Below are 19,472 nucleotides of genomic sequence, written 5' to 3'. Positions count from 1 at the left end.
GATTTCCTTTCCATAAGATGCAGCCTGCAAAGGCATAAAGCCTCAGGGTCGGATAGGGGATGTGCTTCACGCGATGAATGGGCGGAGCGAACTCGCGATGCGCTTGAGCTGGTGGGATATGCGCGCCCTGTCGGCGCTCCGCCCCTGGCAGACGCTGGATTTCACTCGCCTGTTGCTGGCCGTCATCTATGCCTTCGTCAGCTTCGCCTTCTCCAGCGTTCGCCATTGGGCGGAGGTGGCTGAGCATGTGCTGGTTCTTCTCATGCTGTTGCTGGCGCTTTCGGCGGTGTTCCTGTCGTCACGCTCCTGGGTGACGGACATGCGGATTCGCAGGCCGGTGGTATTGCTGGATACGCTGCTGTTCCTCGCTCTGCTGATGGTGACGAACCCTTCCAACAGCCCTTATTTCTCCGGCGGTTTCTTCGTCGCGATGGAAGTAGCTTTGATCGTGCGGCGGCGATTTCATCTGCTGGTCGCCCTGTTGGGGGGCGCCATAGTGGTCGGCGCCACATGGATCGACGAGATTGCCTCTCTGCCGGCAGAGCCTGAAGTGGAGCGGTTGGTGCTTCGGGCCTGCTATCTGGCGGTGGCGATCCTGGTGACGGGCGCGCTGCTCGGGCCGCGGCGGGAAACATTGCTGGAATTCGAGAAGGGCAAGCGGTTGCTGGAGGGCGAATTGCCGACCGGCAAGAGCGATCATGGCTCTTTCATGCTTCAGGCGCTGAGGTTCGCGACCGGAGGGGATGCCGTCGCGGTGTTGTTTCGCATGGCCAGCCATGAACCCCTGCGCTTCGCCAGCAGCGCGGCGCGGGAGATGCCGTCCATCGGTTTGGGCAATCTGTTGACGGCGGGCACTGGCTGGCACGACCGGTCGAGGGGTGCGTCCATTTCGCTGTCGGCCGACGGGATTCCCATGCTGGGCACGCTGTCGGCGGGCGGGCAGGCGTGGACCGCGTTGCTGGATACGAAGAGGGTGCTGACCGTGCGGGTGACGATCGGCACCTTCGAAGCGGTGGGCGCGGCTTGCCTGGGCGATCCCTTCCATGAGGATCGGGCCGCCATCGCGCAGCGGGTCTTCGAAAGCGCTTGCGAGGAGCTGACGGTCCGCAACAGCCTGGACTTTGCCCATGTCATCGCCGGCGCGCGCGAGCGGGAGCGGTTGCAGCGGGAATTGCATGACAGCGTCCTGCAGGCCTTGGCCAGCATCCGTTTCCAGATCGCGCCGCTGTTGGGCGGTCGGCGGGTCGAGCCGCGCGCCGTGATCGAGAATGTCGACCGCATCGCGAAAGACCAGATCGCCACGATCCGCTGGATTATCAACCCCGAAGCCGATGAGGAGGATTTCGCCTATCTGCCCGAAACGCTGGCGATGGTCGTGCGGTCGCTGGGCGAGCAATGGGGTATAGGCTGCCACCTGAAGGTGGAGGACGGCAATTGCGCTACCAGTGCGATGATCGGCCGGGAACTAAGCTTCGCCGTGCGGGAGATCGTCGCCAATGCGGTGCGCCACGCGGGGGCGAGCGCGATCGATTTCTTGCTGGAGCCTGATGGCAACCGCATCGCCCTTCAGGTGAGCGATGACGGCGTGCCGAACATGGCGCGGCTGGGATCGAGCGGGGCGGTGCCCTCACGCTCGCTGATGCGGCGTATTCAGGCGCTGGGCGGCGAAGTGTTCCTTCAGAATATCGGCGGACGCACGACGATCCGCATCACCATTCCGCGGAAATGAGCGCAGGCCGGGGTTTCGCTTTTCCAGCCGCCTCCCCATATTTAGGACTGCCGGGCAGAACTTTCCGCGCGGCCGCGCATTTACCGGGCGTTTACCAGGATCGCGGATAGTCGCGACCAGGCTTAGCGTTCGAAGGAGGTCCGGTTTCCATGGTGCGAGTGGTAAAGGACCATCTCTATCGCAAGAGCGTGGCCGTCGTGCTGTCGATGCAGGTCAATCTGGAGCGGATCGTCGCCATCTGGGTATTGGCCGCCGCCTTTGCCTGCGGCCTGCGGCTGGCCTTTCCCGCGACGCCCTATGATGGACCCCCCTGGGCGAGTGGTACGGGGCTGCTGCCCTATCTGCTGGTCGTGGGCGCTCCTGTCGGCTCGTTGCTGCTGGGGTTGAAGCTGTTTCCCGCAGGACGCATTCATGCGCAGCCCGCCTTCCGCCTGGCGCAGGTGGGACGCTGGCGCAAACTCGATTGCCTGAAAGCGCGGGAGATGTCGCAATTCGGCCTCTATGGCGTGATGGCGTCGCTGTTGATCGGGATCGCGGTGAATGTGCCGGTGCGGACGCTGGAGTTTCTCAGCTCCATTCCTGCGCTGGGCAGCTATTCGCCGTCTTGGTTCATCGGCCTTTACGGCGTGATGCTGGCCGATGTGGTGATCCTGTCGAGCCTTTACATGTTTGCCTTCGCCATGGCGCTGCGGCTGGCGCCACTGTTCCCGCGCTTTCTGGTGATGGTGTGGGGGGTGGATTTGCTGGCGCAGCTCAGCATTGCCAAGCTGGTGGCCGGGATGGACAATGTGCCGCACGGCGTGGATGCCGCATTGCTCGACATGCTGACAGGCAATGTAAAGAAGGTGCTGATCAGCGCCGCGATCTGGCTTCCCTATTTGTTGCTGTCGGATCGGGTGAATGTCACCTTCCGTCAACGTGTCAGCGTAAAGTAACGCGAACCGGCGCATTTTCCCAAAACGGGACAGATTTAAACGGCTTTATTTTCCTGATCTTCCCGCGACGAGTCGCGGCTGATTCGCGATGAGTCGTGCGGGTCTTGGCGGTTTTTCATCTCAAGTCGTCGGACCTCCACGCGCCGAATAGCCTACAACGAAGGTATTAGCCGCGCAGGCAATTCTTATCCTTTTTCCCAACTATCCAGTCAAATAGCATTTTCTTTATCTATGAACGGCTTCCATTTTGTATAAGTAAAAAAATGGAATTAGCCATGTAACTCTGGATTTTAGTTGGAATTGAAAAGATCGGATGAAATGAAGATCGTAGTAAAGCTAAAAACAAACTATAATTTTCTAAAGACATATATCCAAAGATATATTTAAAAATGATGTCGTTTACTTAGGGTAACAATTCTGGTTTCCAGAAAAGGTTAACAAAAAATTGCAATAAGCTATTGATAAATATACGCTTTTTTTACCGTGTTGACTTGCATCTGCTTTGGTTCAATTTGATCCCAAGTTCTACGGGAACTGCCAACTGCCTGGCGATCGGAGGATACCGACGCCGGGGTCGCGAGGTGGACAGGCCCCTACCGTGGAGCTGAGCAAGAGCGACTGGGGGTTGCTCCCAGCTACTAGGGGTAAAAGTTATGACTTTTGTGAAGAGCTTGTGGGCTGACCAGAGTGGTGCGTCGGCTGCTGAATATGCTTTGATCCTGGCGATCGTCGGCACCGGCATTGCGCTTGCCGCGTGGAACCTGGGTGGGGCGATCAAGAATTCGATGAACACTGCCACCAACTGCATCAAGACGGTTGGCACGAATGTGGCGCCGACCTGCTAAACAATAGCTATAGGGGTAAAAGACATGACTTTTTTCAAGAACCTTTGGGCTGATCAGAGTGGTGCGTCGGCTGCTGAATATGCTTTGATCCTGGCCATTGTCGGCACCGGCATTGCCCTGGCTGCCTGGAACCTGGGCGGCGCGATCAAGAACTCGATGAACGCTGCCACCAACTGCGTTGCGACGGTTGGTACCGGCAACGCGCCTGCAGCGAACTGCTAAATTCATAAAAATGGGAAGGCTGGTTACTTTGCTGGCCTTCCCGTAACCTTCAATTCCGGGGGGGGTTGTCGTGGGGCAGCGCAGATCTCTTATCGTTCTAGGCCTCGCAATATTGCTGGGCCTCGCAGCCGTTTTCATCGCCAACTCCTATTTGACCAGCGCCGAAAAGGCGCCGCAAGCAGATGGCGGTATGGCGAAGGTCGTCGTGGCGACCGTGTCGCTACCCTTCGGATCGGCGGTGACCGCCGAAAAGATACGCGTGGTAGACTGGCCCGCCAATTCGGTGCCGCCGGGCGCTTTTCGCGATCCTATCCAACTGACTTCGCTCGGTAAGGGCCGGGTCGTTCTGCGCCAGATCGAGCCAGGCGAGCCGATCCTGACCTCAAAGCTTTCGGGCGAAGGCGGGCGCGCAACGATGTCCGCCGTGCTCGCTCCTGAAATGCGCGCTGTCGCCGTGCGCGTGAGCGATGTGGCCGCCGCGGGCGGCTTCGTGCTTCCTGGCGATACCGTCGATGTCTTCGTCACGCGCACGCTGACGGACCCCGTCGCTGGCAGCCAGCAGATCACCGACGTCCTGTTGCAAGGAACCCGCGTGATCGCCATCGACCAGAACGCCAACGACACGTCGAAGGATCCGGCCGTCGGCAAGACCGCCACGCTGGAGGTCAATCAGGTCGACGCGCAGAAGCTGGTTCTGGCCCAGCAGGTCGGCCAGCTCACCCTGGTCCTGCGCAACCTTACCGACAAACCCAATCCGGCGGTGCAAACCGTGGGCATCGAGGATCTGCGCGACGGCGCTTATGTCGGCGGCTATGCTGGCCCGCGGGGCCGCGTTGCCGACCTCGCCTATCTGCCGCCGCGTCCCGCGTCCGCCTTCCGTCCGACGCGCCGCGCGGTGCCGAAGAACACGAACGCCCTGCCGTCAACCGCATCGGTCGAAATCGTGCGCGGCATGACCGGCACCAGCTATGAGGTGAAGCGCTATGGTTCCCGCTAAGTCTTTGCCGATGCAGGCGTTCTTCCTGGCGCTGAGCGCCGGAGCGTCGCTGCTGCCCATGCAGGTGCAGGCCCAGATCGCCTCGCTCAACGTCAGCAACGCCAATCATGCCGGTCAGCTCGACGTGCCGCTCAACAAGAGCCAGGTGCTGACCGTCGACCGGCCCTTTTCAAAGGCGCTGATCGGCAATCAGGAAATAGCCGACATCCTGCCCATGACCAACCGGTCGGTCTATGTGCTGGGCAAGAAGCCGGGTACGACGAGCCTGACGCTCTACGACAGCCGCAACATGTTGATCGCGGTAGTCGATGTGGCGGTCGGGCCGGACGTGGTGACGTTGAAGCGGCAATTGTCGGAACTGCTGCCCGGCCAGCAGATCGGCGCGCGCATGTCCAATGACTCGGTGGTGCTGACTGGCACGGTGTCCAGCGCGGCGGCGGTCGATCGGGCGGTGCAGATCGCCAAGACCTATGCCGGGGACAAGGTCGTCAACATGCTCTCGGTCGGCGCGGCGCAGCAGGTGATGCTGGAAGTGCGCTTCTCCGAAATGTCGCGCGGTGCGGCCAAGCAGTTCGGCATCAACACCGCTTTCTTGTCCGACAGCGGCAAAGTGGTGGGCGGCATCGGTAACGCGGCGCAATCTTCCGCGATTCTGTCCGATGCCAATGGCAGGCCGATCGTGGATCTCGGCAAGATCCTCGACAGCTTCGGCATCGGCGCCGCCAATTACTCGATAGGAAGCCTCAACCTCACCAGCGCGCTCGACGCGTTGGAGCGCAAGGGCGTCGTGACCACGCTGGCCGAGCCGACGCTGGTGGCGCTTTCGGGTGAAACGGCATCCTTCCTGGCGGGCGGCGAGTTCCCGATCCCGGTGGCGCAAAGCAATAGCGGCGGCAGTGGGGGCGGTAATGGCGGCAATGCCATCACCATCGAGTTCAAGCCTTTCGGCGTCAGCCTCGGCTTCACGCCGACCGTGCTGGAAGATGGCATCATCAATCTGGTGGTGGAACCGGAAGTCAGTTCCATCGATCCTTCGGCATCGGTGACGGTGAATGGCCTCACCATTCCTGGGTTGCAGACCCGCCGGGCCAGTTCGACCCTGGAATTGCGCGATGGTCAGTCCTTCGCTCTGGCGGGGCTTTTGCGCAAGGATTTCCAGGATACCGTGCGGCAGTTCCCGATCCTGGGTTCCATCCCCATCATCGGCGCGCTTTTCCGGTCGAGCGGCTTTCAGAAGAGCGAGACCGAACTGGTCATCATCGTGACCCCGCGCCTGGTGAAGCCGATGCGGGCGGAGGATGTCAGCCTGCCCACCGATCGGGTCAGGCCGCCGCATGAGCTGGACCTGTTCCTGATGGGACGGACGGACAAGGCGGTGGGCATCAACCCGCTCAACCCGGATGCAATGCCGCCCGAAGCGCCCAAAAATGCGCCCGCGCCGGCAAAGGAAGCACCCGCATCGGGCAAGGCGCCCAGCGGATATGAGCTGTGAGCAGGAGATTTGTGATGCGCGGAATCTGTTTTGGTTCGGCTCTGCTGCTGCCGCTGCTGGCTGGTTGCACGGCCAATGACCCCACTTTCGGCGGAGCGGTGCGCAGCAATTATGCGATGCAGGTGATCAATCCTGACCCGCATTATGAGGGCACGCTGGTCGAAGGTGGCGATGGTCAGCGTTCCGCCGCAGCGGTGGAGCGCTATCGCACCGATAAGGTGAAGCCGCCCCAGTCGATCCGCACGACCAGTGGCACCGGTGGGGGCGCTGGTGGTTCTGGCGGTGGCCGCGCCAACTGATTGAGTGAGGAGTGATTCCATGTCTCGCGCTCAGGAAAGTTTGTTGCAGTCGGCCAGTGGCGCGGTGGCGCCCACGGTCGCTCTGTCGCTTTTCGCGCTGATCGCGGCCGGCGGGATTGCTTTTGATTATGCGCGGCTTGCCGGCATGGACAGCGAATTGCAGAGCGCGGCGGATCAGGCGGCATTGGCTGCGGCAAGCCAGCTTGACGGAGCGACCGGAGCATGCAGCAGGGCGGCCAATGCGGCGAGGAACCTGATTGCCAATGACAGCCGCTTCGCGAATGATGGCGCGGCGCCCCTTATAACGATCGCTGATGAGCCCGACTGTGATGCGACGGGATCAATCCGGTTTTTCGAAACCAAGGACAAGTCCAAAGCCGCTGTGGACGACGCCACGGCCAATTTCGTGGAAGTCACAGTAGGCACCCGGTCGGCTTTCTACGCCTTGACGCCCATAGTTTCGGCGATTTCTTCCGGCCCGATTGCGGCGACCGCCTATGCCGGCGTCGGTTCGGCAATCTGCGGGGCCGTGCCTTTCTTCATCTGCAATCCCGATGAGCCGATCGGTAACACCGATCCCTATTATGCGGTTTCGATCCCGTCCGGCACGGGCATTGTGATGGCGGAAGGCGGCACGCAATGGGGGCCGGGTAATTTCGGCTTCGTCGATCAGGCGGGCAGAGGCGCAAGCAGCGTAGCGGAGGCTCTTGCTTCGAACGCATTGTTCAGCAACTGCGCGCCAACCGAAAATGTGACCATGGAAACGGGCAACCTTCTTAACGCGGTTCGCGATTCGCTTAACATGCGGTTCGATTTTCTGCCGGGCAATAATTCCGCATGCTCGAGCCCGCCTTGCTCTCCGTCCACGAATGTGCGCAAGGACGTGGTTCGCGGCGCCACCTGCTCCTGGCAGCAAAATCCAGCCGACAGTACCAATTACACGACCAAGCGTTATCGACCAACCTCACCCACCGTGCCGCTCGATTCTTCCATCACGCCGGAGATAATGGGCTTTCCGCGTGACATGATGCATGCGACCGGTGGTAGCTATTCTTCGCGTATCGGCGATGGGGTTTGGGACAGAGCCGCCTATTTCCGGTCGAACCATCCAGGCCTTGATTGGCAGAATACCACTGGCCTGGGTCCGAATGTTACCCGTTATCAAGCCTATTTGTGGGAAGCGGCGGATCCTGCCACCCGGCTGACGACGCAGGTTACGTCGGGTAATGCGAGTCTGGCTGCCTACAGTACCCCTCAGGCAGGCCAGTGCAATTATCCGGGCGTTGCGCCCAATACGAACAATATCGACAGACGTCGCCTTACCGCTGCCGTGGTCAATTGCCGTATCGCTGACCAGAAGAAACAATTGAATGGCAAGAAGACGATTCCGGTAGGGGGCTATATCGATGTCTTCATGGTCGAACCGAGCATGGATCGCACCAAATGCGACGGCAACCAGAATGGCTGCTCCGCTTCCTACACGAGCCGGAACGATGTCTACGTGGAAGTCATCGGCGCGTCGGGCACTGGCGAAGGTGGCGGCACTCCGCAGATCACGCGGCGCGATACTCCGCGCCTCATAGAGTGAGGCGGAGCAATGTTTGTGCGCCTTTTCAAGGAACAGTCAGGCTCATCCGCCGCCGAAATGGCGCTGGTGACGCCATTGCTTATCGCGCTGATGTTCGGCGCGTTCGAACTTGGCAATTATTTTCTGAGCGAGCATGTCGTGGTCAAGGCGGTAAGAGATGGTGCCCGCTATGCCGGCCGGCTGAGTTTTTCCAATTACAGTTGCACTTCGGCATCGACCGATAACGTACCGGGGGGCACGGTCGAAGCGGATACGCGCAATCTGGTGCGGACCGGGCAACTGACTGGCGGCACCGCGCGACTTAACGGTTGGACGGACCCGCAATCGATCAATGTCACCTATGACTGTGTTGATCCTTCCAGTGTGAGCGCTTCGGGCATTTATGAAGGGATGAACTTCATTCCCGTCGTGAAGGTAGCAACGACCACCAACAGTGCTCATCGGCTTCAATATCAATCGTTATTCAATAAGCTGGGGTTCGACAGCAGCGCCTTGTATCTGAATGCCAGCTCTCAATCGCCGGTGATGGGGCTATGAAAAAGCTGATCACCACCTTGATCCGTGATAGTAGGGCTTCTTCCGCGGCGGAGTTTGCGCTTGTCTTGCCGCTCCTGCTTATCTTCCTGCTCGGCATCTTCGATGTCGGGCGGTTGATGTGGACCTGGAACCGTGCGGAGAAGGCCACCCAGATGGGCGTCCGCTATGCCGTCGCGACTGATCCGGTGGCAACCGGCATCGCGACATACAGCTTTGCGACCGGCGCCAGCAGCATCGCTCAGGGGGCATCGATCGGCACCTCATATTTTTCATCGATGACATGCACTTCCACCACCTGCGGCTCATGCAGTGGCAGCGCATGCAACTCCTTGATCACGCCGTATAATTCGACCGCCTTCACAAATATTGTGAACCGGATGCGGGCATTCCTGCCGGAACTCGGGGCGACCAATGTCGAAGTTCAATATAGCAATTCCGGGATCGGCTATTCGGGTGATCCGAACGGCCCTGATATAGCGCCCTTGGTGACGGTAAGAGTCAAGGGCATGGCCTTTCAGCCTATCCTACTCATGCTTTTCAAGACATCGATTACATTACCCAGTTTCAGCGCCGCCCTCACCATGGAAGACGGCCAGGGAACGGCATCAAATTGAGGGACAAGATCTTGGGCATCGTGACAAACACAGCGGAACCCGCCGAGAACTGGACCCTCAATATCGGGGATGAGGGGCTTCACCTCATCCTGTCCGAGCAGGAGATGCAGGCGTCCGACATATTGGGCGACCGGCTGACCGGGCAGTCGCTGACCCTCTCCATGCTGGCTGCCACAGCACCCGTGCCGCAGCAACTTGCCGCCGACGCCAAGGCAATCATCATCGAGGTGCAGCCTGACAATGAGGCCTCCATGGTGCGGCTCGCGGGACTGCGGGCGGCGCATCCCAAGCTGATGCTGGTGGCGGCGGTCCGCGATGCGCAGATTGCGGTCGTGCGCGCCTTGCTGCGCAGCGGGATCAACGACGTCATCGAATTGCCGCTGCGCGCTCATGATCTCGCGGCGATCATGGACGATCTGAGGAGCCGCATCGCCGCGACCCGCCAGGATGAGGTCAGGACCGGCCAGCTCGTCTCGATCATCAAGAGCGTCGGCGGCGTCGGCGCAACCACCATCGCGACGCAGGCCGCCAGCCTCCACGCCCGGTCCGTCAAGCAGAACGGCGCCGAAGTCTGTCTGTTCGATCTGGATATCCAGTTCGGCAATGCGGGCACCTTCCTGGGCATCTCCTCGCCGCTGACGCTGGCCGACCTTCTCAACGCGGGCAATCGCGTCGATAATGAGCTGTTGAGGACCGTCACCCTCGAAACCTCCACCGGCCTGCGTCTGGTGATGGCTCCGCCGGAGATCATGCCGATCGAGGCGGTGAACGCCGATCAGATCTTCCGCATCGTGGAACTGGCGCAGCGCAATTTCGATACGGTCTATCTGGACCTGCCGGGCAACTGGACCAACTGGTCGATGTCGCTGGTGGCGCGTTCGCAGGTCGTGTTCCTGGTGTGCGAACTCACCATCGCCAGCCTGCGGCAGGCGCGGCGGCAGATTTCGCTGCTGCGCGATCAGGATATCGATCCTTCGCGCATCCATGTCATCGCCAATCGCGTGGAGAAGAAATTCTTCCGCGCCATTGGTCTGGAGGACGCGGCTGCGGCGCTGGATCATCCGGTGAAGCTGAGCATCGCCAATGATTTCCCGTTGGTCAGCTCTGCGCTCGATCAGGGCGTGCTGATCCAGGAATTGAAGGCGCGCAGCCGCATCTGCAAGGATTTGCAGGATATTGTCGATTGTTGCGTTCAGGCGGCCGAGGCCGAGCGTCAGGCGGAGAAAAGCTGATGTGGCAGATCCGAAAAGGGGAAGCCGGGCGGGGCGACCCGCGGGACGAAGTCGGACCGACCGAGACGGAGGTCGTCCACTGGGAAGAGGACCGGCATACCGACCTCAAGGTCGCTTTGCATCAGAAGCTGATCGACATCATCAACCTCTCCGCGCTGGAAACAATGTCGCGGGCGCAGGTAGAGGTCGAGGTCGGTGAAATCGTCCATGAACAATTGGCGCTTCAAAAACATGCGCTCAATCTGGAAGAGCGCCGACGGCTGGTGTCGGACATTTTGGACGAGCTGCTGGGTCTGGGTCCGCTAGAGCCGCTGCTGAAGGACCACAGCATCACCGACATATTGGTGAACGGCCACAAGGTCGTGTTCGTGGAGCGCAATGGCCGGCTGGTCGAAACCGCCACCCGGTTCAAGGATGAGAAGCATCTGCTGCGCATCATCCAGAAGATCGTGGCTGCGGTCGGCCGACGGATCGATGAGGCTTCGCCCTTTGTCGATGCGCGCCTGGCCGATGGATCCCGCGTCAATGCGGTGGTGCCGCCGCTCGCGATCGACGGGTCGCTGCTTTCCATCCGCAAATTCGCCAAGATACCGATCAGCATGGCGCGGCTCACCGAATTGGGCAGCGTGCCCGCGCCCATGGCGCAGGTGCTTGCGGCCGTGGTGGAGGCGCGCCGCAATGTGCTGATCTCCGGCGGCACCGGCTCGGGCAAGACGACGCTGCTCAACGCCATGTCGGCTGCCATTGACGAGCATGAGCGTATCGTCACCATCGAGGATTCTGCCGAACTGCAATTGCAGCAGCGCCATGTCGCGCGGCTGGAAACCCGCCCCCCCAATATCGAGGGCCGCGGTGAAGTCACGCAGCGGGACTTGGTCAAGAACGCCCTGCGCATGCGGCCCGACCGCATCATCGTCGGTGAAGTCCGCGCCGGGGAGGCGTTCGACATGCTCCAGGCGATGAACACCGGCCATGACGGTTCCATGACCACCGTTCATGCCAATACCGCTCGCGACGCATTGTCCCGCGTCGAGCAAATGATCGGCATGAGCGGCATCGAGATCTCGCCTCGGTCGGCACGGGCGCAGATCGCTTCGGCGCTGAACGTGGTGGTGCAGGTCGGGCGTCTGGCCGACGGTCGCCGCCGCTTGCTCAGCTTGTCGGAGATCACCGGCATGGAAGGGGAGGTCATCACCATGCAGGACATCTTCCGCTTCAAGATGACCGGACGCGATGAGAATAATATGGTGCGGGGCCATTTCGAGGCCACCGGCATCCGTCCCAAATTCATGAGTGAGCTGGCCGATCGGGGGATCAACCTGCCCGCCGAACTCTTCCGTCCCGATGCGGTGATACACTGATGAACACGCTCTATATCCGCGTCTTCGTCCTTATCCTGCTGTTCGCGGCGGTGATGCTGACGATCGAAGGTATTTCGAGCTGGTTGCGTGCGCGGGCGACGACCGATCGCGTCGTCAATCGGCGCTTGAAGATGATCGCCGCAGGCTTTGAACGCAGCACCGTCCTTTCCAAGCTGCGGCGCAGCGATGAAGCGCTCGGTTTCGACCGCTCCACCCTGCTTGGGCGGGCCGGGTTGGGGATCATGCGGGTGCTGCATGGCGCGGGGCTGACGTTCCCGGCGCGTACCGTGTTGATGGCGATGCTGATCGCGGCGGGCGTGTTGTTCCTGTTGGTGATGGTCGGCGGCATGGCGTCGGGCTATGCGTTGACGGCGGGTATGTTCGTGATGGCGGCGGCCTTTGCGGGCGCGCTTGGGATTGCCCTGCCGCTGATGGTGCTGACGCGGCTGGCCCAGCGGCGGCGCAAGAAGATGGAGGAGCAATTTCCGGTCGCGCTCGACACTTTCGTCCGGGGCTTGCGCGCGGGCCATCCAATCGCCGCCGCGCTCGAACTGCTGACCAAGGAAATGCGCGATCCCATCGGCAGCGAATTCGGCATCGTCGTCGATGAAGTCACCTATGGCGCCGACCTGCGCGACGCTCTCCAGCGAATGGCGGAGCGGTGGGATATGAACGAGATGCACATGTTCGTGATTTCCCTGTCGGTGCAGAGCGAGACGGGCGGCAACCTGGCCGAAATCCTCGAAAATCTCTCCGCAGTGATCCGCGAGCGGGCGAGCCTCTTCATGAAGGTGCGGGCGCTGAGTTCGGAAGGGCGGATGACCGCCGTGATGCTGACGGCATTGCCGATCCTGACCTTTTGCGGGCTGTTCCTGGTCAACCCGGCCTTTTATCTGGACGTCGCGCAGGACAGCATGTTCATCATCGGCTTCACTGGCCTTATTCTCCTCTACATCATCGGCTTCGTCACGATACGCCGCATGGTCGACCTGAAGGTATGATGCGATGCTGAATTCGGCGCTCATGATCCAGTTGCGGCCTGTCATTCTTGGCTTGTTGTTCTTCGCCATCGTCGCGCTGGTTTTCGGCCTGTCGGAGGTTGTCCTGCGCAATGCGCGGGTGCGCGGGCGGCTCGACCTGGTCGGGGAAGGCGGCAATGCCGCGCAAAATAGCAGCCAGACGCTCCGCGGCGAACGGAACAACGGCGAGTGGAAGAAGCTCATCGACCGGATCGAGAAGATGGGCATCTCGCTGGTCGACACCAATAATGACAGCCTGCGCCGGCGGCTGATCGCGGCGGGCTATGTCTCGCCGGATGCGCCGAAGCTCTTCACCTTTTTCCGGCTGGTGCTGACCTTTACCCTCCCAGGGATTTTCGTTCTGACGTCGCTTGGCAATCCCGAGCCGCCGACCCCGTTTACCCTCTATCTGGTCGCGTCGCTGCTCGCTGTGTCCGGGCTTTACATGCCGAACCTCTATATTTCGGCAAAGGCGTCCCGGCGACAGGAAGCGATCATCAACGGCTTTCCTGATGGACTTGATCTGATGTTGGTCTGCGTCGAAGCGGGTCTGGGTCTTGAGGCGGCGATGGACCGTGTCGGCCGGGAGCTGGCCGTATCGCATCCTCTGGTATCGGCGGCTTTGGGCAAGGTGGTGCTGGAATTGCGCGCCGGACGCAGCCGGCAGGACGCTCTGCGGCGCATGGCCGACGATGTTGACGTGGATGAGATTCGCTCTTTCGCGACGCTGCTGATCCAATCCGACCAACTGGGGTCGAGCGTCGGTCAGACGCTGCGCGTATATGCGTCGGAAATGCGCGAGAAGCGGCGGATGCGTGCGGAGGAAAAGGCGCATCGCCTGCCGGTGCTGTTGTCTGTACCGCTGGTCGCTTGCATGCTGCCAGTGATGATCGGGGTGCTGATGCTGCCCGCGATCGTCCGCGTGGTGCGGGATATCTTGCCGGTGATGAGCCATTAGGAATTGAGGGGAGGGGGGACCATGAACAAAGCTGTGATAGTAATCGCTCTCATCATTGCGACGACGGCGTGCAGTTCGGGGCAAAAGGGCGTCCTCTCGATCCGGCCCGTCAATCAGCAGTCGAGCGGCCCGGCGCAGGATGCGCTGGCGCGTGGCGACCTGCTGTTTTCGCGAGGGGAATATGCGCTGGCTCTGGACGCCTTTCGCCGGGCAGTGCGCAACGATCCGACGGATGCGCATGGCCTGAACGGCGTGGCGATCAGCTATGCGGCCATGGGGCGGCATGATCTGGCGCGTGAATTTTTCGAACTGGCTCTGGCGCGTGCGCCGCAGGATGCGCGCATTGCTCGCAATTTTGCTCGCAGCCTGTCGGCGCAGGGGCTGAAGGGGGAGGCTGACGCGCTGCTGGCGCAGGCGGGCGCGGGGACGGCTGGCATGGTCATGGCCATGCGACCGACATTGGCGCAACTGGCCTCCGCCGCTCCTGCCGCGCGACCGGCGCAACTGGCGGGAGTGGAACTGGAGCGCGTCTCGCTGGGGGAGGTGCGGTTGCGGACGATGGAGGCGGCGGCCCCTGCCGAACGCGTCAAGCCGCAACTGACGACCCGGATCGTGACCGTGGCCGAGACGAAGGCGCAACGCGAACTGACGGCACCGATCATCACTGTTACAAAATCTGAAACGCAGGCGCTGCCAAAGCTCGCCGGGACGGGGGGCGAAGCTGCCGGTCCGGTCAAGAATGAAAAAACGGCCAATGCGGAGGGCCGCGACGACCTGTTCGAACGGCTCTGGAAAAGCCTTATGCGGCCTGCCGGGCGGAAGGGCGCGCGGGGATGATCTGGGCGCTGCTTCTGTCAGCGGCCGTCCCTTCGGCTGGGGCGGTTCCCGCTCTGCCGCCTTCACCGCCGCTGGATTATGCCCGGCTGGTGGATGAGGCGATCGATGGCGGGCGGGTCATCCAGGCAGATGCGATGCTGACCCAGTGGCGTGCGCATGCCCAAGACAGGGATCTTCAGCCGATCGAGATTGCGATTGCGCGCATGGCGCTGGAGAAGCGCCGCGATGAGGAGGCGGCAGCGCGCTTCTCTACGCTCGTCCAGGGTGGGCTCAAGGATTGCCGGGTGGATGAGGGCCAGGGGATAGCATTGTTGCGGCTTGGCCGGTCAAAGGAGGCTCTGGATCCACTGCGCCGGGCCGTGGGAGCTTGCGCTGATCGCTGGCGGGCATGGAATGCGCTGGGCGTGGCTTATGATCAGGCGCAGTCCTGGGCGTTGAGTTCCGCCGCCTATGAGCGGGCGTTCCAATTGACGGACAAGCCGGCGCAGATTCTCAACAATTACGGCCTTTCGCTACTCAAGCAGGGTAAGCCGGACAAGGCGGCGGTGATCTTCGACAAAGCCCGCGAACAGGCGCCGGATGATGTGCGGATCGTCACCAATGGCGACACCGCCTATGTCATGTCGGGGCAGGAGATCCGCCGCCGTGCCGCCGACACGGCGGATGAATGGGGACGGCGGCTCAGCAATGCGGGGCAGGTCGCGATGCGCATGGGCGATTTGCCCAAAGCCCAGGCTTATCTTAGCCGCGCCATGACGGAAGCTGATGGCTTCGTGCCGGAAGCGGCCGCCGCGCTCGCCACCATGGAGGCTCCACGGCAATGATCAAGGATGTGGTTCTGTTGGCCGTTTCTCTCCTGTTGATCGCCGCGGCGGTCGAGGACATGGCGCGCCTGCGCATATCCAACATCTTTCCGTTGTTGGTCGTTGGCCTCTATGCGGTCTGGGTTGCGGTGACGGGTTGGGAAAATGATATCTGGCGCAACGGCACCGTCTTTCTGGCGGTGTTTGCGCTGGGCTGCGGCTTGTTTGCAATGCGCTGGATGGGCGGCGGCGACATCAAGCTGATGAGCGCCTGCGCCCTCTGGTTCGACTGGCAGGGGGTCGTTCCCTGGTTCGTCTACATCACCGTGGGTGGAGGCATATTGGCGCTGCTGATCATCGCCGGACGCCGGATGGTGCCGCAAAGCGTGCGGGAAGGTTCCTCGGTCGCGCTGTTCGCGCAAAAGGGGCCGATACCCTATGGCGTGGCGATCGCGCTTGGCACGATCATGGCGCTGTATATGGTGGGGCCGAATCCCAGCGGGGTCGCGCGCTTGCCTGATTTCATTCAGGGGCTGCGCTGAAGCTTTCGGCGGTTACTCGCCAGAAGCGGACGTTTGATAATATCGTCATCCCAGCGTTGGCTATGCCGCCCTTCGGGCCGCTGGGATGACGGAAATGATGTCCGCCTTCCACCCCTTTTGGGCTTTTACTGCTCCATCCCGACGGCAGGCATTTCGCTGTCCATCGTCATCATCATGATGATCAGCTCCGAGCGCGACTTGATGTTGAGCTTCTGGAAGATGCTGTGCAGGTGCACCTTCACCGTCCCCTCCGTCAGCCCGCAACGCCCGGCGATCTCCCGATTGCGCAGGCCCGCGCGGATCAGGCCGGCAATTTCCAGCTCGCGATCCGTCAGCACGGCGAGCACATTGGTGTCATTGGCGGGCGCGGAAATGCTGTGCACCAAGGCCTGTTCCATGACGAAAGGCGCGATGCTCTTGTTGCCGCCCATGACCTGCTGAATGCAGGACAGCAGGTCGTTGGGGTCGCTGTCCTTCAGCACGACGCCGTCGACGCCCAGCTTGATCGCTTCCAGCGTCTGTTCCGGACGGATATGCACGGTCATGAAGATGACCGGCACCGTGCTGCCGCTGCCCCGGATGGCGGAAAGGATCGCCAGGCCGCCGCCGCTCTTCATGCTGACGTCCAGGATCAGCAGGTCCGGCTCGCCCGCCTGCATCCGTTCCAGTGCCTCTTCCACCGAGCGGGCGCAGAACAAGATGTCATGGCCGTGGGAATTCAGGAACTGCGCCATGCCATCCAGGAAGATCGGATGATCGTCGACTATCGCAATCTGGGCCATCATATCGGAGACCTTGGTAAAGAGGAGGGTAACCTGATCGAAATAAGTGAATTCATGCTTAAGTTATGAAAATACGCCGTTCCGCCGATCTTGCCCAGTCGCTTCATGATCGACTGCGACTGGAGTTCGAAATCCCCGGTATAGCTTTCTTTGGCGATGGCCTGCGGTCCCGGATTATCCTTCAACGCGATCAATATTTCATCGTCGACCTGGGCGATCGAGACAGTGATGTGGCGCGCATGGGCATGTTTGACGGCATTGGCGGCGGCTTCGCGGATCAGATATTCGACTTCCGCTGCCGTTTCGGCCGATACGATCATGGAGCGCTCGACCAGGTTCAGGCGGCAGTCGATCGCCCATTGCAGCGCGATGAAGCGGCAGCAGCGTTCCACCTCCCGACCCAGGTCGACATCGCTTTCCGCCGGAACCGGACTTTGCTGGCTGAGCAGGCGGCGCAAATGGGCCTGTTCGGCCGTCACCAACTCTTCCATCGACTTGAGTTCCGCCAATTTGTCGGGAATGCCGGCATCGGACATGCCGTGGATCGTGGTCACGAGCCGGACGCGCAGCGCCGCCAGCGTTTGCAGCACGCTGTCGTGCAGATCGCGGCTCAGCGCCTGACGCGCTTCGGCAAAGGTCCGCTGGCGCCAGGCGAGGAAGAAGAAATGCCGCTCAAGGAAAAGGTCGATCCCTTCCTGTATGCGCAGGCACCGCAGCAGCAAGGCGGGCGACCAGCCATGGCTTGTCCCGATGAATAGCCGCCCGCGCAGTTCGCCGGCCTGGACGTGGAAACTCACGCCCTGGCCGGGGCCGAACACGTCCGATATGGTTTCGGTCAGGTCCGCCGCGCGCTCGTTGCGCAATATGCCGAGGCGGCTGCGCAGCAGTAGCCGGGGCGATTGGGTGGAATAGAGGAAGGGCGCTTCCCGCGGCGTCACGTTCGACAGGCCGTCAATCTGCTTTTGCGGCAGGAGGAGATGGCGCACGCCCTCCGCATCGGCCAATTCGCAATGGACGGCGGTATCGTCCGTCATTTCCCAGACGAACGCGCAATAGCGGGAATTCATCAATTGGGAGACCTGCTCCACCAGAAATTGCGCCAGCGATTTCTGGAAGGAGAGGCCGACGCCCTGGAGCCGCTCAGTCCAGCTTATCAACCGCTGCTCCAGGATGTTCATGCTCAACATGGATGCCGCGATGACACAGCCGATGACGATGGTCAGGCTGTCGATGGCGCGATCCACCGCTGGTACATGCCGCGCCGAAGCCCATGCTTCATAATAGCCGCGCGCGATGAAGGCGACGACCAGGCAGAGCCCCAAAATGACAAGAGCCCCCCGGCCGAACCTGTCGGATGCCGACCATGCGACGAAGAACAGGCATCCCAGCGCCGCGATCTGCAAGGGTTCGCACAGCACGATGATCGTCAGGAAGATGATCAGGTCGAATATCAGGAAAATGGGCCGCAGCAGCAGCCCCAGCGGCGGCGTCAACGAATTTTGGGCGATGCTGATCGCCGTCCATGTCCAGACGGCCGCCTTCAGCAGCAACGCCGTATGAGCGAAATCCGGCTCATTGTTGAACATGGCAGCGATCTGCCAGATCGAGGCAGCCGCAAAGGCGACACGGGATATGGCAAAACCCAGCGTCGGTGAACGTCCGAGCCAAAGCACCAGGTGGTCCATCGCGGACGATGACGCCAAGGGCATGTGATACATGGCGAAATTTGTCCCCCGACAAGTCCCCAGCGATAATTGTGGGCATGACCTGATGGAAAAGCAACTTATATCGAAAGGCAGAAGACTGCGAAACCGCGATTCTGCACGATTTCGGGACAATATGATCCATGCAGGGCGCGGATGGCGCGGCGGGCCATTGGCCGATATGAAGGCGGCATGGCGACGCTGATCACCCCGGCCCTTGTCTGCGCCCTGCGGGCCCATGGCGAACATGGCGCGATCGCGCGGCTGTTGACGCCCGACCATGGCCTGCTGCCCGGCTATGTGCGGGGTGGGCGCTCGCGTCAGATGCGTCCCGTCCTGCTGCCGGGCAATGCCGTCAAGGCCGAGTTTCGCGCCAGGACGGAGGAGCAGTTGGCCGGGCTAACCGTCGAACTGGACCATAGCCGCGCGCCCCTGTTGGCGGAACCGTTGCCGGCGGCGGCGATCGATTGGGCCTGTGCGCTGACGGCGGTCGCCTTGCCGGAAGGAACGCCCTATCCGGCGCTCTACCAGGCGCTGGACGGCGTGCTGGGCGCGGTGGAGGCGGCGCCTGCGGCAAGAGGCTGGGCGGTGGCGCTGATCCGTTATGAATTGTTGATGTTGGCCGAGCTGGGTTTCGGACTGGATCTGACCCGCTGCGCAGCGATGGGCGGCAATGACGATCTGGCCTATGTCAGCCCGCGCAGCGCGGCGGCGGTCAGCCGCGCGGGCGCCGCCGGTTATGAGGATCGGCTGCTGCCCTTGCCCGCTTTTCTGCTGGAGGGCGGGGCAGGGGATTGGCCTGCCATATTGGACGGCCTGCGATTGACTGGCTTCTTTCTCGAACGGTCCGTACTCACGGATTGGCGGATCGATGTGCTCGCCGCGCGGGAGCGGTTGGTTGACCGGTTGAAAAGAGCGGTTGCCTAAACGCTTGCGCTTGCGGGTAGGGCTTCATAAGGGGCGGCACGAAGCGTTCT

The 19,472-nt window shown here is 61.5% G+C and carries 20 protein-coding genes; 18 read left to right on the top strand and 2 right to left on the bottom strand.

Annotated features, from left to right (window positions below; translation table 11 throughout):
* The first annotated feature begins 61 nt into the window (after window positions 1-61).
* From HHL26_RS08245 to HHL26_RS08165, 17 genes are all read left to right on the top strand, one after another.
* Entirely contained in the window at window positions 62-1,729 is a 1,668-nt protein-coding gene (locus HHL26_RS08245; protein ID WP_237229992.1) for a histidine kinase, read from the top strand.
* A 149-nt stretch (window positions 1,730-1,878) separates the two neighbouring features.
* Complete coding sequence (locus HHL26_RS08240; protein ID WP_066556168.1) at window positions 1,879-2,664, top strand: hypothetical protein; 786 nt, start codon at window positions 1,879-1,881, stop codon at window positions 2,662-2,664.
* A gap of 653 nt (window positions 2,665-3,317) precedes the next feature.
* Entirely contained in the window at window positions 3,318-3,509 is a 192-nt protein-coding gene (locus tag HHL26_RS08235; protein ID WP_066556169.1) for a Flp family type IVb pilin, read from the top strand.
* Window positions 3,510-3,533: 24 nt separating this feature from the next.
* Window positions 3,534-3,731 carry a Flp family type IVb pilin gene (locus HHL26_RS08230; protein WP_066556171.1) on the top strand — a complete coding sequence of 66 codons (198 nt, stop codon included), beginning with the start codon at window positions 3,534-3,536 and terminating at the stop codon, window positions 3,729-3,731.
* A gap of 70 nt (window positions 3,732-3,801) precedes the next feature.
* A complete protein-coding gene (gene cpaB / locus HHL26_RS08225; protein WP_087575395.1) occupies window positions 3,802-4,728 on the top strand; it encodes a Flp pilus assembly protein CpaB in 927 nt (308 codons plus the stop codon).
* The gene (locus HHL26_RS08220; protein WP_240962393.1) at window positions 4,715-6,220 is read left to right on the top strand and encodes a type II and III secretion system protein family protein; all 1,506 of its coding nucleotides are present in this window, start codon (window positions 4,715-4,717) and stop codon (window positions 6,218-6,220) included. Before cpaB ends, HHL26_RS08220 begins: the two co-directional genes overlap by 14 nt.
* 14 nt (window positions 6,221-6,234) lie before the next feature.
* Window positions 6,235-6,519 (top strand): hypothetical protein, encoded by a 285-nt coding sequence (locus tag HHL26_RS08215; RefSeq protein ID WP_066556178.1) that lies wholly within the window; start codon window positions 6,235-6,237, stop codon window positions 6,517-6,519.
* A 19-nt stretch (window positions 6,520-6,538) separates the two neighbouring features.
* The gene (locus tag HHL26_RS08210) at window positions 6,539-8,107 is read left to right on the top strand and encodes a pilus assembly protein TadG-related protein (protein WP_082748499.1); all 1,569 of its coding nucleotides are present in this window, start codon (window positions 6,539-6,541) and stop codon (window positions 8,105-8,107) included.
* 9 nt (window positions 8,108-8,116) lie between these two features.
* A complete protein-coding gene (locus HHL26_RS08205) occupies window positions 8,117-8,644 on the top strand; it encodes a TadE family protein (RefSeq protein WP_066556182.1) in 528 nt (175 codons plus the stop codon).
* The gene (locus HHL26_RS08200; protein ID WP_066556184.1) at window positions 8,641-9,258 is read left to right on the top strand and encodes a TadE/TadG family type IV pilus assembly protein; all 618 of its coding nucleotides are present in this window, start codon (window positions 8,641-8,643) and stop codon (window positions 9,256-9,258) included. Before HHL26_RS08205 ends, HHL26_RS08200 begins: the two co-directional genes overlap by 4 nt.
* A 20-nt stretch (window positions 9,259-9,278) precedes the next feature.
* Window positions 9,279-10,490, top strand: coding sequence for a pilus assembly protein CpaE (locus HHL26_RS08195; RefSeq protein WP_237229993.1), 1,212 nt, complete (start codon window positions 9,279-9,281; stop codon window positions 10,488-10,490).
* A complete protein-coding gene (locus HHL26_RS08190) occupies window positions 10,490-11,851 on the top strand; it encodes a CpaF family protein (protein ID WP_066556187.1) in 1,362 nt (453 codons plus the stop codon). The genes HHL26_RS08195 and HHL26_RS08190 overlap by 1 nt, the downstream gene beginning before the upstream one ends.
* Window positions 11,851-12,852: a type II secretion system F family protein gene (locus HHL26_RS08185; protein ID WP_066556188.1), complete on the top strand. Its 1,002-nt coding sequence runs from the start codon at window positions 11,851-11,853 to the stop codon at window positions 12,850-12,852. The genes HHL26_RS08190 and HHL26_RS08185 overlap by 1 nt, the downstream gene beginning before the upstream one ends.
* Window positions 12,853-12,856: 4 nt before the next feature.
* Window positions 12,857-13,828: a type II secretion system F family protein gene (locus tag HHL26_RS08180; protein WP_066556191.1), complete on the top strand. Its 972-nt coding sequence runs from the start codon at window positions 12,857-12,859 to the stop codon at window positions 13,826-13,828.
* A gap of 21 nt (window positions 13,829-13,849) precedes the next feature.
* Complete coding sequence (locus HHL26_RS08175; protein WP_066556193.1) at window positions 13,850-14,665, top strand: tetratricopeptide repeat protein; 816 nt, start codon at window positions 13,850-13,852, stop codon at window positions 14,663-14,665.
* A complete protein-coding gene (locus HHL26_RS08170; protein ID WP_066556195.1) occupies window positions 14,662-15,489 on the top strand; it encodes a tetratricopeptide repeat protein in 828 nt (275 codons plus the stop codon). The genes HHL26_RS08175 and HHL26_RS08170 overlap by 4 nt, the downstream gene beginning before the upstream one ends.
* Before the next feature lie 8 nt (window positions 15,490-15,497).
* Entirely contained in the window at window positions 15,498-16,010 is a 513-nt protein-coding gene (locus HHL26_RS08165; protein WP_346765569.1) for a prepilin peptidase, read from the top strand.
* 125 nt (window positions 16,011-16,135) lie between these two features.
* Here HHL26_RS08165 and HHL26_RS08160 read toward each other — a convergent pair whose 3' ends face one another.
* Entirely contained in the window at window positions 16,136-16,795 is a 660-nt protein-coding gene (locus HHL26_RS08160) for a response regulator transcription factor (protein WP_066556198.1), read from the bottom strand.
* Entirely contained in the window at window positions 16,792-18,477 is a 1,686-nt protein-coding gene (locus tag HHL26_RS08155; protein ID WP_240962390.1) for a histidine kinase, read from the bottom strand. The genes HHL26_RS08160 and HHL26_RS08155 overlap by 4 nt, the downstream gene beginning before the upstream one ends.
* Window positions 18,478-18,687: 210 nt before the next feature.
* On the opposite strand from HHL26_RS08155, the gene recO reads away from it, so the two are divergent.
* Window positions 18,688-19,422: a DNA repair protein RecO gene (gene recO, locus HHL26_RS08150; RefSeq protein ID WP_066561584.1), complete on the top strand. Its 735-nt coding sequence runs from the start codon at window positions 18,688-18,690 to the stop codon at window positions 19,420-19,422.
* The last annotated feature ends 50 nt before the right edge of the window (window positions 19,423-19,472 follow it).

Origin of the sequence: Sphingobium sp. TB-6, from assembly GCF_012927365.1 — a bacterium.
In the GTDB taxonomy this organism is placed as follows: domain Bacteria; phylum Pseudomonadota; class Alphaproteobacteria; order Sphingomonadales; family Sphingomonadaceae; genus Sphingobium.
The sequence above is the reverse complement of the archived record's forward strand: the minus strand, read 5'-3'. Positions and strand labels throughout refer to the sequence as shown.